This window comes from uncultured Tenacibaculum sp., assembly GCF_947499065.1.
Classification (GTDB): domain Bacteria; phylum Bacteroidota; class Bacteroidia; order Flavobacteriales; family Flavobacteriaceae; genus Polaribacter.
This window is the reverse complement of sequence record NZ_CANMMT010000005.1, coordinates 164466-180630: the sequence shown is the minus strand read 5'-3', so window position 1 is coordinate 180630 and position 16165 is coordinate 164466. Positions and strand designations below refer to the sequence as shown.

The following is a 16165-nucleotide window of genomic DNA, read 5'->3' as shown; positions in this document are numbered from 1 at the left end:
ATCTGTTTTTCCTATAGTTATTCTTTCGAATAGCCCAGTTGTTGTACGCCCTATTTTCCGCCGTCGCCCGTCAGGGTGTTAGTCGGTTATTGAACCTAGGTGAGTCCGGTTCTTCTTTTCAAAACAATCCATTTTACAATCATTTTTAATTTAAAATCAAGAACAATGAAAATTGTTATTGCTGATAAATCGCATGCAAAGTATGCCGATATCATTTGTCGAACAATTGATGAGGCTGCCCAAGTTAGAGGTACAGGTATTGCTAAACGTAAACCTGAATACATCATTACTAAACTAGAAAACAACAATGCTGTTATTGCCTTAGATGGCGATAAGTTTGCTGGCTTTTGCTATATCGAAGCATGGAGCCACGGTAAGTTTGTAGCCAATTCTGGATTAATTGTTCATCCAGATTACAGAGGAATTGGACTTGCTAAAAAAATTAAAGCAACTGTTTTTAAACACTCTAGAACTAAGTTTCCAAATGCTAAAATCTTCTCTATTACTACGGGATTGGCTGTGATGAAATTAAATAGCGACTTAGGCTACAAACCCGTTACTTTTTCAGAATTAACCAATGATACTTCCTTCTGGAAAGGCTGTCAGACTTGCAAAAACTACGATGTTTTACAGCGAACAAAACAACAAATGTGCTTGTGTACGGGCATGCTATACAATCCATCAACAACAAATAATAACAAGGTAAAAATCAAAGAAAAGGTGTTTCAAAGATTAAAGAGAATTAAAGAAAGCATCTATTTAAAAAAAGATAAAAAATGAAAAAATTAGTCATTGCATATAGCGGAGGATTAGATACTTCTTATTGTGCTATTAGCTTATCTAAAGCTGGATACGAAGTACATGCGGTTAGTATAAACACAGGAGGTTTTACACAAAAAGAAATTACAACTATTGAAACCAATGCCTACAAAATGGACGTTTCAACCTATCAAAATATTGATGCCATTTCTACCTTTTATAAAAAAGTAGTTAAGTATCTCATTTTTGGAAATATATTAAAAAATAACACCTATCCTTTATCAGTTAGTGCAGAAAGAATAGTTCAAGCAATTGAAATTGCTAATTATGCTAAAAGTATCGGAGCACAATATATTGCACATGGTAGTACTGGTGCAGGAAACGATCAAGTAAGATTTGATATGATTTTCCAAACCATTGCTCCAGAAATCAAAATTATAACCCCAATTAGGGAACAACAATTATCGAGGCAAGAAGAAATTCAATATTTAAAAGACAATGGTATTGAACTCTCTTGGGAAAAAGCAAAATACTCTATAAACAAAGGACTTTGGGGAACCAGTGTTGGTGGCGACGAAACCTTAACATCTCATAAAGCATTACCAGAACAAGCCTATCCTTCTCAATTAGAAAAAACAGGAGAAGAAACAATAAAACTAAGTTTTAAGAAAGGGGAATTTATAAGCTTAAACTCTATTAACGACACTCCTGAAAACAACATACAAAAACTAAACAAGCTTGCGAGTTCTTATGCCATTGGTAGAGATATTCATGTAGGTGATACCATTGTAGGAATTAAAGGGCGTGTTGGTTTTGAAGCTGCGGCTGCCTTGATAATTATCAAAGCGCATCACTTGTTAGAAAAGCACACCTTAACCAAATGGCAATTACAACATAAGGAATACATGGCTAGCTTTTATGGAATGCATTTACACGAAGGACATTATTTAGATCCTGTAATGAGAAATATTGAAGCTTTTTTAAGCAGTAGTCAAGAAAAAGTAACAGGCGACGTGTTCGTAACCTTAAAACCTTATCATTTTCAATTAGATGGTATTAGCTCTAAACACGATTTGATGAACCCAAAGTTTGGTAGTTATGGTGAGGAAAATAATAGCTGGACTTCAGACGAAGCCAAAGGATTTATCAAAATCTTAGGAAATCAGAATAAAATATATCAACAAGTAAATTCTTAACAACATGATACAAGTAGGAATTATAGGAGGTGCAGGTTATACCGCGGGTGAACTAATTAGATTATTACTACAACATCCAAAGGCTACATTGAACTTTGTATACAGTACATCCAATGCAGGAAATAAAATTAGTGCTGTTCATCAAGATTTGGAAGGTTCTTTAACCATGGAATTTACAGATACCATCAATCCAAAAGTAGATGTGTTATTTTTATGCTTGGGACACGGAAATTCTAAGAAGTTTTTAGAAAGTCATTTCTTTTCTAATAAGACTAAAATCATTGATTTAGGAAACGATTTCAGGTTAGTTAAAGACAAAGCTTTTCAAGAGAGAGAATTTGTTTATGGTTTACCAGAATTACAAAAAGAAAACATTCAAAAGGCCAAAAACATTGCAAACCCAGGCTGCTTTGCAACAGCAATTCAACTCGCTTTATTGCCATTGGCTAAATCAGGATTACTTAGTAAAGATGTACATATTAATGCAGTAACAGGAGCTACAGGAGCAGGAACTTCTCTATCTCCAACTACTCATTTTACTTGGAGAGATAATAACTTCTCCTATTACAAACCTTTTACACATCAGCATTTAGGAGAAATTACTGAGTCTATCAAAATCTTACAAACTAGTTTTGATAATGAACTCGTATTCATGCCTAACAGAGGTGACTTTTCAAGAGGAATTTTCGCCACAGCTTACACCTATTTTGAAGGAAGTTTGGAAGATGCAAAAGCTATGTATCAGGAATATTACAAAGAAGCTCCATTCACTTTTGTTTCCGAAAATCTAATACACTTAAAGCAAGTAGTAAACACCAATAAATGTTTGATTCACTTACACAAACACAACAACAAACTTTTGATTACAAGCATTATTGATAATCTATTAAAAGGAGCTTCAGGACAAGCCATTCAAAACATGAACTTACTATTTGGTTTTGAGGAATCTGAAGGATTACAACTAAAAGCAAACTTCTTTTAACAACAAAACACAAACACATGAAAATAGCAATTATAGGTACAGGAAACTTAGGTAAATCTATTGCAAAAGGACTTATTAATACAAAAGCAATTAGTAGTTTATACTTAACCAAAAGAAACATAACGGTTCTTAAAGAGTTTGAGGCTATTGACAATGTCTTCTTAACAAGTAATAATACAGAAGCAATCCAAAATTCAGACATTATTCTTTTAGCTGTACAACCAGCACATTTAACAAAGATATTAGCAGAAATAAAACCAGAATTAAAATCACATCATCTGATTATTTCTACTATTACAGGTTTTTCAATTGCTAAGATTGAAGAAATTATAGGAACTGAAAACAGCATCATCAGGGCTATGCCGAATACAGCTATTGCCGTAGGAAAATCGATGACATGTTTATGTGGAAATTCTAAAGGATTAGAAAAAATAAGTACTGCGGAGACTATTTTTAACAAACTAGGAACTTCTATTATCATACCAGAATCGCAAATGCAAGCAGCCACGGTAGTTTGTGCTAGTGGTATTGCTTTTTGGATGCGAATGATTAGAGCTACTACTCAAGCTGCTATTCAACTTGGTTTTGATGCTCATGAAGCACAGGAACTAGCCATGCATACCTGCGAAGGAGCTTCTAGCTTACTAATTACCAATGGCAATCATCCAGAGCAAGAAATAGACAAAGTAACTACTCCTAAAGGCTGCACTATTGAGGGACTGAATGAAATGGAACACCAAGGATTAAGTTCATCACTTATCCAAGGAATGGTGGCATCCTACCAAAAAATTAACACTATAAAATCGGAACAATTATGAGTTTATTTAATGTATATCCTTTGTTTGACATTACCCCTGTAAAAGCAGCAGATGTTTTTGTATACGATAAAAACGGTACCGAATATTTAGACTTATACGGAGGGCATGCTGTTATTTCTATTGGGCACTCCCATCCTACTTATGTACAAAACATTAGAAAACAATTAAGCGATTTAGGGTTTTATAGCAATTCTATTCAGAATCCATTACAAGAAGCTTTGGCTAAGAAATTAACACAACAAGCTAATTGTAAGGATTACCAATTGTTTTTATGCAATTCGGGAGCCGAAGCTAATGAAAATGCCTTAAAGCTAGCTTCCTTTCATACGGGTAAAAAGAAAATTCTTTCCTTCTCAAACTCTTTTCACGGAAGAACCTCAGCTGCTGTTGCTGCTACTGATAACACTAGGATTGTAGCACCTATCAACGCACAGCAAGAAGTCGAATTTTGCCAATTGGGTGATTTAACAGCCGTAGAAAAAGCATTACAAAAAGACGATGTATGTGCTGTTATTATTGAATGTATTCAAGGAGTTGGTGGTTTAGACGAAAGCTCTACAACATTTTACCAAGGTTTGGCTGACTTATGTAAAAAGTATCAAACAGTATTGATTGCAGACGAAGTACAATCGGGGTTTGGAAGAACTGGTGATTTCTTTGCCTTTCAAAAACACGGAATCCAACCCGATATTATTTCTATGGCAAAAGGAATGGGAAATGGATTTCCTATTGGCGGTATCTTAATTCACCCAAGTATTAAAGCATCTTATGGTTTGTTGGGAACTACTTTTGGTGGTAATCATTTAGCCTGCGCAGCTTCGTTAAGTGTTTTAACTGTTTTAGAACAAGAACAATTATTAGAAAATGCCAAGCATATTTCAGCCTACTTTCAACAAAAAGCAGCGACAATTCCTCAAATAAAAAAGCTAAAAGGAAGAGGCTTAATGTTAGGACTCGAATTCGATTTTCCGATAGCAAACTTACGAAAGAACCTCATCTTTAAGCAACACATCTTTACAGGAAGTGCCAAGAATCCGAATTTATTAAGAATCCTTCCACCATTAACCTTGAAAGAACCACAGGTCGATTTCTTTTTTGAAGGACTGATAACCGAGTTAAACAAACAATCATGAAAAAATATACCAACATAAAAGACCTTGAAAGTATTCCAAATACCATTCAAGAAGCCATTGCTTTAAAGAAAAACCCGTATCAATATGCAAGCATTGGAAAGCATAAAACCTTGGTTATGCTATTTTTTAATGCAAGTTTAAGAACGCGATTAAGTACCGAAAAAGCAGCCAAGAACTTAGGGATGGATGTAATGGTATTAAACGTAAACGATTCTTGGAAACTTGAGTTTGAAGACGGAACTATGATGAATTTCAATACTGCTGAACATATCAAAGAAGCTGCACAAGTAGTTTCTCAATATGCTGATGTTATTGCAGTAAGAGCTTTTCCTTCATTAAAAGATAAAGCAATAGACAGTAGCGACTTAGTCCTCAATAGTTTTGTAAAGTATGCCACTGTTCCTGTAATTAATATGGAAAGTGCAGTTGCACATCCACTACAGGCCTTGGCTGATGCCATTACTATTGAAGAGTTGAAAACCATACAAAAACCAAAAGTAGTATTGTCTTGGGCACCACATCCCAAAGCATTGCCTCATTCAGTTGCCAATTCTTTTGTAAAAATGATGTCGGAAATAGACATTGATTTTTCCATCACACATCCTGAAGGTTATGAATTGAATCCTCAAATAACTAAAGGTATTCCCATTGAATACAATCAACAAAAAGCCTTACAAGATGCTGATTTTGTTTATGTAAAGAACTGGAGTAGTTATTCAGAATACGGAAAAATACTTTCGGAAGATTCCAATTGGATGCTTAACAAAGAAACTTTAGGCAACGCCAAATTTATGCACTGTTTGCCCGTAAGAAGAAATGTAATTGTAGAAGATGCTGTGTTAGATAGTGATGCTTCTGTGGTTATACAACAAGCCAATAACAGAACCTATGCAGCTCAGATAGTATTGAAGAAAATTATAGAAAACCTATCCTCATGAAAACACTTAAAATAATAAAAATAGGCGGCAATATTATTGACGACCCAAAAGCCTTGGACGACTTTTTGTATCACTTTTCAACCATAGAAGGTCCGAAAATACTGGTACATGGAGGAGGTAAACTAGCAACCAAGCTTGCCGAACAAATGAATATTAAGGTACAAATGACCGATGGGAGAAGAATTACCGATACTCAAACCTTAGACCTAATTACCATGGTATATGCAGGAAAAATCAATAAGAACATAGTTACAACACTCCAAAAGAATACCTGCAATGCTCTTGGTTTTACGGGAGCAGATGGAAATACGATTCTTTCAGTAAAAAGACCAGTAAAAGAGATTGATTATGGTTTTGTGGGGGATGTGGTTAAAGTAAACACCGCTGTTTTAGAAAGCTTGTTAGCACAGCATATTACGCCTGTTTTTTGTGCCATTACACATTCTACAGAAGGACAATTGTTAAATACCAATGCAGATACCATAGCAGCTGAGTTAGCCATAGGGTTTGCACAACAGTATCAAACGGAACTCTATTACTGTTTTGAAAAAAACGGAGTATTAATCAATGTAGAAAATGACGATTCTGTGATAGAACACCTTACTAAAGAAACTTACCAAGACTTACTATCACAGCAAATAATAGTCAATGGGATGTTGCCTAAACTAAACAATTGTTTCTATGCTATAGATCATCAAGTACATAAAGTATGTCTTGGAAAACCTGCCATGCTATACAAACAAAATTCTAAATTTACTACCATACAAGCTTCATGAAAACACTAGATATATTAACCACTGAAGCCATTGAGCTTTTAAAAAAGCTAATTGAAACACCTTCTTTTTCTTCTAAAGAAGATGTTACTGCTGCCTTGCTTGAAAATTGGTTTGTTAACCATCACATACCATTTCAAAGAAACCAACACAATGTTTGGGCAGTAAACCAGCATTTCGATGCACAAAAGCCAAGTTTATTGCTTAACTCACATCACGATACGGTAAAACCGAATAAAGGCTATACCAAAAAACCGTTTGAAGCACTAGTTGAAGACGGCAAACTATACGGTTTAGGAAGCAACGATGCTGGTGGATGTTTAGTTTCATTATTGGCTACTTTCACTCATTTTTATGCCCAGGAAAACTTAGCCTATAACTTGGTATTTGTAGGCTCTGCTGAAGAAGAAAGCAGCGGAGCTAACGGATTAAATAGTATGTTATCCATTATTCCGGAAATTGCTGTGGCTATTGTTGGCGAACCTACGCAAATGCAACTGGCCATTGCCGAAAAAGGTTTGGTTGTTTTTGATGCTATTGTAAAAGGAACTCCGAGTCATGCTGCTCATCCTAACACCAACAATGCTATTTATAATAGTATAGATGTGTTACAATGGTTTAAAAACTATGAATTTGAAAAAACTTCTGAGGTCTTAGGTCCTGTAAAAATGACGGTAACTCAAATCAATGCAGGAAAACAACACAATGCTGTACCTGCCGAAGTTTCCTTAGTGGTAGATGTTCGTGTAAACGACCAGTACACGAATCAGGAAATTGTCGATTTACTTCAAAAAGAAGCGCCTTGTCATAGTATTGTTCCTCGTAGTACGCATTTAAATTCTTCTTCCATTCCTATGCATCACGATTTGGTTCAAGCTGGAATTTCCTTAGGTCGAACTACTTATGGCTCTCCTACGCTTTCTGATCAATCTGTATTGAGTTGTCCTTCTTTAAAACTAGGTCCTGGAGATAGTAAGCGTTCCCATACCGCTGATGAATTTATTTATCTTCATGAAATTGAAGAAGGGATTGAATTGTATGTAGAGTTGTTGGGGAGAGTATTGAGTAGTTAGATTAGAGATGTTAGACAAAAGATAAAAGACTCGAAACGTGAAAACAACTTTCACTAAAGACTAACAACTAAAGACTTAAAACTTTAGACATGAGTATTGAGTAGTTAGACAAAAAGATTAAAGACGAAAAATTTAAGTGAGAGTTTAGATGATAGAAATTAAAAAATATAAAAAATGAAACTTTGGGATAAAGGAACCAATATAGACCATAAAATAGAACTGTTTACCGTAGGTAACGACAGAGAAATTGACCTGCATATTGCGAAATACGATGTACTTGCTTCTATAGCGCATGCTAAAATGTTGCATAGCATCAACATCATAACCGCTGATGAACTTCAACAATTACTTGCGGGATTAGAGGCCTTACTTGTGCAAATCAACAACAACTCTTTTACCATTGAAGCACACTTTGAAGATGTACATTCTAAAATAGAATTTGAACTCACCCAACAATACGGTGATGTTGGAAAGAAAATACATACTGCTCGTTCTAGAAACGATCAGGTGTTAGTCGCTCTACATTTATATTATAAAGAGAACTTACAAGAAATCAATCATTTGACTAAATCCTTTTTTGATACCCTGCTCCAATTGGCTGATACTCATAAAGAAGCTTTACTACCTGGTTATACGCATTTGCAAGTAGCCATGCCTTCTTCTTTTGGCTTATGGTTTTCTGCCTATGCTGAACTTTTAATTGATGATGTGTATCTTTTAAATGCAACATTAAAAGTAGTTGATCAAAATCCATTAGGTTCGGCAGCTGGTTATGGTAGCTCCTTCCCTATCGATAGAGTTTTTACCACTCAAGAACTTGAGTTTGCTACTTTAAAGTACAATGTTGTAGCCGCTCAAATGAGCAGAGGAAAAAGCGAACGCACCGTTGCCATGGCTCTTGGTAGCTTAGCCAATACCTTAGCTCGTTTTGCCATGGATATTTGTTTGTATATGAGTCAGAATTTTGATTTTATTTCCTTCCCTGAAACACTTACCACTGGGAGTAGTATTATGCCACATAAAAAGAATCCCGATGTTTTTGAACTTATCCGTGGTAAATGCAATAAGATTCAGGCTTTGCAATCCGAAATGCTTTTAATTACCAATAATCTACCTAGTGGTTATCATAGAGATTATCAGTTATTAAAAGAAAACATGCTACAGGCTTTGGAAACTATGAAAGAAATTCTGTTCATCTTTAACTATGCCATTGAGCAGATTGTTATCAAAGACATTGATTTGACTTCTGAAAAATACCAGTATCTATTTACGGTAGACAATATCAATATATTGGTAGAAAACGGGATGCCTTTCCGTGAGGCTTATCAGAAAATAGGAAATGAGGTAAATCAAGGGAAGTATGTTCCCGACAGATCTAAACAACACAGTCATTTAGGTAGTATGGGGAATTTAGGTTTGGAATTGATACGTCAGAAAATGGAAAATAGTTAACGAGTAATTTAAAATATCGTCTTAAAAGCAGATAATTGAAGTTATCTGCTTTTAAGACGATATACCATCTGGTATTTATTCTATTTTTTGTCGGTTTTCATCATACAAACCAACCAAAAGACTGTTTCCTTGTGTATCTACTTTAATTCCTCCATACTTAGTTTTTTCATACTTTTCAGCATCACCTTCTTGAAAAAAGTAAGATTCAGCACCAATGCTTAGTCTTCCCCATTTCTTTAAGTTGTATCGTATTAAAAACTCTCCTTCGTTTATTGGCTCTTTACCATCTTGCATACGCACTTTCTTTGCAATGCCATTCTCGGTAAGTTTTATTACGCAGAATCCTCTTTTAGTAATACTATCAGTATCTATGTTGTTTGAAATCGCATAATTCAATCTCATATAATCTCCTTGCATTAAAGAACGAGGATCTACAGGAGCTAATTCAAACAAAACCAATTGTCCTTTTTCTAATAAGGCTTCTTTCTGAAAAATTGATCGATTAAACAATACTAATAAAATAGCAAGGTTTAAAAGAATGAGTATCCATTTATATTTCTTCATTATTTCCTAGCATTTTTGTGGTGAATACATAGCACGCTAAAAACAGCACGCCCGATACAAATAAAAGTATAGACTTGGTTAGTAAAGTAAAGCTCAAGTCGTAATAATATTGCGAAACAAAATAGATTAAAGCTACGATTCCTATAACCAGCCCTGTTTTATAATTAACTAAAAAGCTAAGTAACAATAATATGATAGCTCCCGATATTGCTGGTGAGAATATAGTTGACAGTAATATTAAAAAGCTTAACACATATAATATTGTCTTGGTTTTAGCTAGTGTTATTTGGTGCACCTTGATAATCACATGTACAATATACATTCCTATGATGATAAATAATACCGAGGAAATCCAAATGTAATTTTCATTCAATGCTATTGCTCCTTTCTTCCCTAGCATACTCAAACCTATTAGAAAGGAAACAACCACACCAATCCTAAGTGGATTGTATAGTTTCGCTAGCTTCTTTGTGGATGATAATATTCTTGCCTCTTTTAAAAACACATAGCTTAGCATTAAAGCCATCACTCCAACATATATATGAATAAAATCGTAAACCTTTGTATTTAACAATAAAGACAAAAAGCTTCCATTTACGGTAAGTATAGCTATAAACGATAAGATATAGTTTTGTGTAATTACTAAAGTCACAAAAGCTATTAAGCCAACGAGTATGGATATCATATCTTCATTCATTCGCATACCAGACAAGCCAAAAACAAGCATTACAAATCCCGTTATATATATTGTAACACTAAAGGTATCCCAAATAAGGTTATCCTTTACTACATTAGTTACAACAGCAAGCACTATAAACAATCCGCCTAAAAATATCATTGCAGCTTCAGAACTGTAAAAACCAGCTATTCCTAAAAAGGCTATAAATGCTAACATTGCTACAAAACTTCCTAAAATGGTAAGTATCTTAATTGCTAAGCCCGATTTGTTTTCTTCTTTTTTTAAATAACTGTCTAAAATCGCTTGTTCGTTATAGGTAAAATCTTTGTCTTCACTCAAACGAATACTTTCTAACAGTTCCTTTTTATTCGCTAATTCTTCCATTTCTTTTTCAAATCTGTTAAGGTTTTAATCACAACACTTACACTTGCAATAACAAATAGACTCAGGAAGAAAAACATTCCTTCCACATCTGTTATTTTTAAAAGCAGTGCACAACAAATAATAATGCAGCTAAATGCAATTATTGAAAGGTAAAAAACACTTTTTTCTTTCAACCCATATCGAACTCCTATTCCATACAATCCTGTTGCTAATAGTACTAACACCCAAAAAGCTTCCGAGTTTCTTTCAAAAATTCCTGTTGCAATCCCTACGGTACTAAAGAAGACCACTGCCAATGCTAATACATTGGTAAACCAGCTGGGTACACTAATCTGTTCATTTATTTTCTTTACCAATAAGAACGCAATTAAAAACAGTGCATTGATACAAAACAGCAAAGCAAACACAAAAATTTCTGACCAGTCTTGAGCTACTTGCTCTGCATATAAAATAAGAGTTGTATTGATGAGCGTTATAAACACCAACCATAAAGGAGCAAAGTTTGAAATGACTACCCAAATAACAATAGCCATAGTCCAGCCTAAGAAAAAGTCGTAGGCATTGGCACCCGTTTGATAAATCTGTCCAAATACAGCAAACAGCACTCCTACCAATATAGAAACTCCTGTTAGTATTATTTTCTTTATATCTAACGGTATTTTAGCCACTACTAAAACTAGGGTGAGTAATAAAATTCCACCTTCTATTAAACCTAGTTTAAAAAACTTGTGCATACTTGCCCAGTTATAGGCAAAGAAGAAAATAATTCCCGCGGTAGTAAAACCAACACCCAAACTCATAAAAAACAATCTCAGAAACTGTTGCCAAGATGTTTTATCGTGATACACCTGTGTATTCAATATCTTTTGAATACTTCTTTCAGACCAATTGCTATGCTGGGCAATTATCTGAATATCTTCTCTATCAATATCTTTCATTCAATTTTTTTTTAATGTTCTCTCCCTTCTTCCTAAGATTAGGAAATATTAAAAGTAGTCAATTTTTAACTAAACTCCTTTTTTAGTTTTACGTTGTTCTATGCTCCTTAAAATAGTTAAGTAATTCCATTAACCTAAAAACAAGGTAAGCCCTTACTTTATGTACGGGTTTTTATAAGGTTACCATCCTATTTAATGCTAAGTTTGTTTGTACTCTAAAAAGTATTGCAACACAACTAACATTTATTTAACTAACTTTTAAATCTTTAACTATGAAAAAATTACTGTTATTATTAATCATCTTTTCTATTTCTTTTTTTTCTTCTTGTAGTTCAGAAACTTCCGATATTGAACTAAAACCTCAAATAATTGAAGCTTCTGATAACAACCAAGCATTCTTCCCTGGAAAAATTCAAGGTAAAGCATCACAATCAAAAAGCGCTAAAGGTTTTTCCAACATAGCTGGATGTGGAGTAAGTGGTCCAAAGTGTGCTTCTTCAAATCAAACACTAACCTATACCTATGCTGGTTCTAATAATGTAACATGGACAGTAACTAGTGGTAATATTTCTGTTGCAGGCGGACAAGGAACCAATACTGTTTCTTTAAATTTTGGAAGTAATTTTACAGGAGGTGTTATTACCGCTGTCAATTCTGAATCTCCAAGTTGTACTGTGATACTCGAAATATTAAAATGTGGAGGTACTCCAACTCCAACTTGTGGTATTATTACCAATGGTATCTATGAACGTAATCTTTTGGGAGATGAAAATGTTATCTTCTACACAACTACAACTACAAATCCAGGATGGCTTATAACAAGTTCTTTCTTTACGGTAACTTACCAAAACGGAGATACTTCTCATCATGTAGGTTATACAAATCAACAAGGATATCAACAAATTATAATCCCTGTTAGCTGTACTAATAAAGTAAGAAAAGTTAAAGCAACTATTTATGGAGGAAATATCTCTAATACCCTTTGTTCTGATTCTATAACACGCGATTGGGGATCCATTGGTGTTTGTGGAACCGATGGATTTAATTAAACCTCTTACAAAATACTTATTAAGCGGGTTCTACCCGCTTTTTTGTTTAGAAACATATAGACTTCTCTTCTCTATCCTTTCAAATTTAGTTTACTTTTAGCAACAATCCCAATAAAAATACGCTTTAGAAAAGTCTTTATTAATTAAAGCTTCTTTGTTTATAAAAATATGTCCTAGTCCACTATCGCCAAACATAATATAATCATCTACATCTATTTGTAATAGCTGAACATCGTCTGCGCTTCCTACTTCATAGTCTCTTGGGTCAGATTGCGTAAACTCTGCATAGCCTCCTATTTTATGTCCCGTAGCGTCAAAATATTCTCCAAACTCTTCTTCTTGCTCCTCAGTTAAACTTTCTGAAAAATCCCAATAACCATAGTCACCAAACAGATAATCAAATTGTGAATCTTCAGAACCTCCTCTATCAATTCCTTTTTCAAACGATAATTGATGTAGTTTAAAAACAGGCATCTCTTCATAATCCTTAACCGATAAGAAAGAAAAATCTTGCAAAGGCTCTTTCTCTAAATCTTCTTTGGTATGGTAAACAATCGCTGCATCTTCTACATACCATTCTGTTGCCGATAAAAACAATTGAAGAATTCCATCTGTTGGATAAAACTTTAATGAAGGAATTTGTGCAAAATTAAGTTGTGCCACCAGTACCATTGGTTTGCCATTCTTATCTTTCGGATATTCCTTTTCTTTTGGAAAAAAGGGAAAACCAAGAAACTTACTGTCTTTTAAGTCTAAGTTATCTTCTAAATCTTTTTCTTTTCTAGGTTTAGCAATTATTTTTATAAACTCTCTTTCGTACTCTTTTAAGTCCGATTCATATTTCTTTAAAAAGTCAGGAATCATATAGCTATTTTTTATACTGAACACACAAATATATCGACTTCTCTTGTAAATAAATAAGTTTTTATAAATCTTACCTATCAATACATCAGCAAGCTTTTATGATTGTTAATTATGAAAGTATAAAATAATATAGCTACTTTCAATTCTAAAAAAACAAGTACAAATAAGATATCTAAACCTTAGATTATTCACTTGTATTTGTTTAGCTTTATTATAGTTTACCTTATTAATAAAACGCTATCTATTTCATCAGGAAAAGCCAATCTTAAGTAAAAATGTCCTGTTCCTGCTAGGCCTAGTAATAAACCTGGAGTTTGGTTTTTATTTGTAGTAAGCCCATTAGGATCATTTACACCACTTGGCCATGCTTTTCCATTTTTATCGTAACGTTCTATTCCTAATACCCCTGCTTGCTGAGCTAACTGAATATAACTCATCTCATTTAATAACAATCCTCCACTTAGAAGAATATCGGCATTACCTGCAATTCCATGACATAATGAATAATTAATTGATTCACTATTATTTAATTGGCCAATAATGTCTTTTGAGGTAGTTTCCATTGCTATTCGAATTTCTTGTAAAAAATCTAAATCTGAAGTCATTTGGTAAGCTGCTAAACGAGACAAGCCAATACCTGCTGCTCCATGACACCACATAACTCTACTATAAAGATGTTTTGATGTATATGTCTTTTGTTCTTTACAATCTCGTAAATCGGGCCAATTATTCATTTCTTTATTAAAAAGTTCTCGTTCATATTGAAATCCCATAAAAGCTGCTTGATAATATTTATCATCTTTTGTTTTTTGCCAAAGTTCTAATAAAGCCAAAGCCATACCTGCATTTCCATGTGAGTATCCTGCTAAACCAGGCCTTGAAGGTATTGTTTTCCAAGTCCATGAAGTATCATTCTTACAAGCTTCTTTAATAAGGAATTCCCCACAACTAATAGCTAGTTTTAAAAAAACATCATCTTGTTCTACTCGATGCATTTTTAACAGTGGAGCTATAGCTCCGGCCACTCCTGTTATTACATCAATTTCACTAATTTCATCTTCTTTTAAGTTACGAACCATTTTCAATCCAGCTTCTTTCCAAACAGTATTTTTGTTAAGAACTCCTATTTGCCATAAAGCAAATCCTACCCCAAGTTGTCCTGAATATAATCCAAATTTACAGTCCAATGGTGCTGCTTTAAATTGTAATAATATATTCTTTACAGCCCCTTCCAAAACTAATTGTAGAACATCATCTTTTTTCTTTGCTAAAAACTCAGCAAGAAACAAAGCAATACCAGATAATCCGTTATATAAGTCAGATTTAAATGTTCTATTTACCATCTGGTAACTACCATTTACATATTCAATTGCTGTTCCTTGCCAATTACAGCAACCATCTACTGACCAAATAGCCTCTTTAGCCAGTTGTTTTGCTATGTTATAAGCCGTATTTAAAAATGGATGTTCTTTTATACTTAGTTCTTCCTTTTGCTCTTTTATACACTTTATCATCTTTTCTCAAAAATTAACTCATTAGTATGAGGGTTTAAATAAATGCGGTCAATACCAATTCCATTATTTACTAAAAACTGTTTAATAAAAAGGTTTCGTTCTGTTACATCATCAATAGCATTTTCTCTTGCTTTTATTAATGATTCCGCAATCATTTCTGATCGACTCATACCAAAACTCTGACCTAAACCTGGATCTTCAGCGATAGAAACTCCTGCTGCTATTTTTTTAGTAAACAATGGTATTCTATCTATTAAACTTTCTTTTAACACAGTAATTATAGACCTTATTAAAAGACTTACAATTGATAAGTGTTCTACATTAATATATAATACAGCATTATCATTACGTTTAAATAAATCAGGATGATTTAAACATTTGAAATGAAAAGGAATTCGATACTCGTTTAATATACTTGTAATTTCATGAACTAAATTCCCAGCAGCTTCTGGTAAAATATTCCAATAAATCCTAATTTTATCACAGTCATTCGTTAAATACTCATTTCCAAATACGTAATAAAAAACAGGTTGAGCATCAAACTTTTCTTTTTGTCTATAAAAATTAATATTTTGTCCTACTTTCATTGTGCTTTCTGTAGATTCTGTGATATAAGTATTTGGTATAACTGGACGTAAAGTACCATTCTTCTCAGCATACATTCCTCCCTGACTATCAATCGAGTAAATCATCCAATTTTTATCTAAATCTTGTACAGAATTATTATGCAAACTCAAATTTTTCATAAAAGCAACTCGTTCTCTTTTATCAGGTAATTTAAAATCTGTATCCTCTTTCTTAACACCACAGTAAAATCGAGTATATAAAGTATTAGTCAAATGCTGATGCAATTGTTTACGTGTTAAGGTTTCGTCTATCTGTTCATGTTTACCAAAATCCGATAATGATTTTATATAATTATAGCATGGACTTTGTTGATAAACTTTAATTAATTCTTCTTCTACCTTATAACTGGAGCTAGATGTAATTTCAATAGCAGACAATAATTTATTTAATTGTTTTTCATATGTAGACAACTTGTTTTTCAT

16 protein-coding genes are annotated in these 16165 nt (G+C 33.6%); 10 read left to right on the top strand and 6 right to left on the bottom strand.

What is annotated here, in order from left to right:
- The first annotated feature begins 165 nt into the window (after positions 1–165).
- From Q0958_RS12280 to argH, 9 genes are all read left to right on the top strand, one after another.
- On the top strand, positions 166–780 hold the full coding sequence (locus Q0958_RS12280) for a GNAT family N-acetyltransferase (protein ID WP_299123489.1): 615 nt from the start codon (positions 166–168) through the stop codon (positions 778–780).
- Positions 777–1955, top strand: a complete 1179-nt coding sequence (locus Q0958_RS12275) for an argininosuccinate synthase domain-containing protein (protein ID WP_299123486.1) — start codon at positions 777–779, stop codon at positions 1953–1955. The genes Q0958_RS12280 and Q0958_RS12275 overlap by 4 nt, the downstream gene beginning before the upstream one ends.
- A gap of 4 nt (positions 1956–1959) precedes the next feature.
- Positions 1960–2937 carry an N-acetyl-gamma-glutamyl-phosphate reductase gene (argC, locus tag Q0958_RS12270; RefSeq protein WP_299123483.1) on the top strand — a complete coding sequence of 326 codons (978 nt, stop codon included), beginning with the start codon at positions 1960–1962 and terminating at the stop codon, positions 2935–2937.
- Between the two features lie 17 nt (positions 2938–2954).
- On the top strand, positions 2955–3755 hold the full coding sequence (gene proC / locus Q0958_RS12265) for a pyrroline-5-carboxylate reductase (RefSeq protein WP_299123481.1): 801 nt from the start codon (positions 2955–2957) through the stop codon (positions 3753–3755).
- Positions 3752–4888: an aminotransferase class III-fold pyridoxal phosphate-dependent enzyme gene (locus Q0958_RS12260; RefSeq protein WP_299123477.1), complete on the top strand. Its 1137-nt coding sequence runs from the start codon at positions 3752–3754 to the stop codon at positions 4886–4888. Before proC ends, Q0958_RS12260 begins: the two co-directional genes overlap by 4 nt.
- Positions 4885–5826 carry an acetylornithine carbamoyltransferase gene (locus Q0958_RS12255; protein ID WP_299123473.1) on the top strand — a complete coding sequence of 314 codons (942 nt, stop codon included), beginning with the start codon at positions 4885–4887 and terminating at the stop codon, positions 5824–5826. The genes Q0958_RS12260 and Q0958_RS12255 overlap by 4 nt, the downstream gene beginning before the upstream one ends.
- A complete protein-coding gene (gene argB, locus Q0958_RS12250) occupies positions 5823–6602 on the top strand; it encodes an acetylglutamate kinase (protein ID WP_299123469.1) in 780 nt (259 codons plus the stop codon). The genes Q0958_RS12255 and argB overlap by 4 nt, the downstream gene beginning before the upstream one ends.
- Positions 6599–7672, top strand: coding sequence for a M20 family metallo-hydrolase (locus Q0958_RS12245; RefSeq protein ID WP_299123465.1), 1074 nt, complete (start codon positions 6599–6601; stop codon positions 7670–7672). Before argB ends, Q0958_RS12245 begins: the two co-directional genes overlap by 4 nt.
- Before the next feature lie 174 nt (positions 7673–7846).
- Positions 7847–9124, top strand: a complete 1278-nt coding sequence (gene argH, locus Q0958_RS12240; RefSeq protein ID WP_299123461.1) for an argininosuccinate lyase — start codon at positions 7847–7849, stop codon at positions 9122–9124.
- A 75-nt stretch (positions 9125–9199) separates the two neighbouring features.
- On the opposite strand, the gene Q0958_RS12235 is transcribed toward argH, so the two are convergent.
- From Q0958_RS12235 to Q0958_RS12225, 3 genes are read right to left on the bottom strand one after another with little or no spacing between them, the layout of a single operon-like run.
- Positions 9200–9688, bottom strand: coding sequence for a GDYXXLXY domain-containing protein (locus Q0958_RS12235; protein ID WP_299123459.1), 489 nt, complete (start codon positions 9686–9688; stop codon positions 9200–9202).
- Complete coding sequence (locus tag Q0958_RS12230) at positions 9675–10751, bottom strand: DUF4401 domain-containing protein (protein WP_299123457.1); 1077 nt, start codon at positions 10749–10751, stop codon at positions 9675–9677. Before Q0958_RS12230 ends, Q0958_RS12235 begins: the two co-directional genes overlap by 14 nt.
- Complete coding sequence (locus tag Q0958_RS12225; protein WP_299123454.1) at positions 10739–11689, bottom strand: DUF2157 domain-containing protein; 951 nt, start codon at positions 11687–11689, stop codon at positions 10739–10741. The genes Q0958_RS12230 and Q0958_RS12225 overlap by 13 nt, the downstream gene beginning before the upstream one ends.
- Before the next feature lie 272 nt (positions 11690–11961).
- Between Q0958_RS12225 and Q0958_RS12220 the strand changes: the two genes are divergently transcribed.
- On the top strand, positions 11962–12738 hold the full coding sequence (locus Q0958_RS12220) for a hypothetical protein (protein WP_299123451.1): 777 nt from the start codon (positions 11962–11964) through the stop codon (positions 12736–12738).
- 96 nt (positions 12739–12834) lie between these two features.
- Here the strand turns inward: Q0958_RS12220 and Q0958_RS12215 are convergent, their stop codons facing one another.
- The 3 genes from Q0958_RS12215 to Q0958_RS12205 form a co-directional block, all read right to left on the bottom strand.
- Positions 12835–13602, bottom strand: a complete 768-nt coding sequence (locus tag Q0958_RS12215) for a DUF1963 domain-containing protein (RefSeq protein WP_299123448.1) — start codon at positions 13600–13602, stop codon at positions 12835–12837.
- 218 nt (positions 13603–13820) lie between these two features.
- Complete coding sequence (locus Q0958_RS12210) at positions 13821–15116, bottom strand: lanthionine synthetase LanC family protein (protein WP_299123445.1); 1296 nt, start codon at positions 15114–15116, stop codon at positions 13821–13823.
- A complete protein-coding gene (locus Q0958_RS12205; RefSeq protein ID WP_299123442.1) occupies positions 15113–16165 on the bottom strand; it encodes a T3SS effector HopA1 family protein in 1053 nt (350 codons plus the stop codon). Before Q0958_RS12205 ends, Q0958_RS12210 begins: the two co-directional genes overlap by 4 nt.

What these genes read in the sequence shown, in the direction of transcription:
- Q0958_RS12280 (WP_299123489.1), top strand. Translation starts at nt 166, where the DNA reads ATGAAAATTGTTATTGCTGATAAATCGCATGCAAAGTATGCCGATATC.
- argB (WP_299123469.1), top strand. Translation starts at nt 5,823, where the DNA reads ATGAAAACACTTAAAATAATAAAAATAGGCGGCAATATTATTGACGAC.
- Q0958_RS12225 (WP_299123454.1), bottom strand. Translation starts at nt 11,689, where the DNA reads ATGAAAGATATTGATAGAGAAGATATTCAGATAATTGCCCAGCATAGC.
- Q0958_RS12245 (WP_299123465.1), top strand. Translation starts at nt 6,599, where the DNA reads ATGAAAACACTAGATATATTAACCACTGAAGCCATTGAGCTTTTAAAA.
- Q0958_RS12275 (WP_299123486.1), top strand. Translation starts at nt 777, where the DNA reads ATGAAAAAATTAGTCATTGCATATAGCGGAGGATTAGATACTTCTTAT.
- Q0958_RS12210 (WP_299123445.1), bottom strand. Translation starts at nt 15,116, where the DNA reads ATGATAAAGTGTATAAAAGAGCAAAAGGAAGAACTAAGTATAAAAGAA.
- Q0958_RS12205 (WP_299123442.1), bottom strand. Translation starts at nt 16,165, where the DNA reads ATGAAAAACAAGTTGTCTACATATGAAAAACAATTAAATAAATTATTG.
- Q0958_RS12260 (WP_299123477.1), top strand. Translation starts at nt 3,752, where the DNA reads ATGAGTTTATTTAATGTATATCCTTTGTTTGACATTACCCCTGTAAAA.
- Q0958_RS12255 (WP_299123473.1), top strand. Translation starts at nt 4,885, where the DNA reads ATGAAAAAATATACCAACATAAAAGACCTTGAAAGTATTCCAAATACC.
- Q0958_RS12215 (WP_299123448.1), bottom strand. Translation starts at nt 13,602, where the DNA reads ATGATTCCTGACTTTTTAAAGAAATATGAATCGGACTTAAAAGAGTAC.
- proC (WP_299123481.1), top strand. Translation starts at nt 2,955, where the DNA reads ATGAAAATAGCAATTATAGGTACAGGAAACTTAGGTAAATCTATTGCA.
- argH (WP_299123461.1), top strand. Translation starts at nt 7,847, where the DNA reads ATGAAACTTTGGGATAAAGGAACCAATATAGACCATAAAATAGAACTG.
- Q0958_RS12220 (WP_299123451.1), top strand. Translation starts at nt 11,962, where the DNA reads ATGAAAAAATTACTGTTATTATTAATCATCTTTTCTATTTCTTTTTTT.
- Q0958_RS12230 (WP_299123457.1), bottom strand. Translation starts at nt 10,751, where the DNA reads ATGGAAGAATTAGCGAATAAAAAGGAACTGTTAGAAAGTATTCGTTTG.
- Q0958_RS12235 (WP_299123459.1), bottom strand. Translation starts at nt 9,688, where the DNA reads ATGAAGAAATATAAATGGATACTCATTCTTTTAAACCTTGCTATTTTA.
- argC (WP_299123483.1), top strand. Translation starts at nt 1,960, where the DNA reads ATGATACAAGTAGGAATTATAGGAGGTGCAGGTTATACCGCGGGTGAA.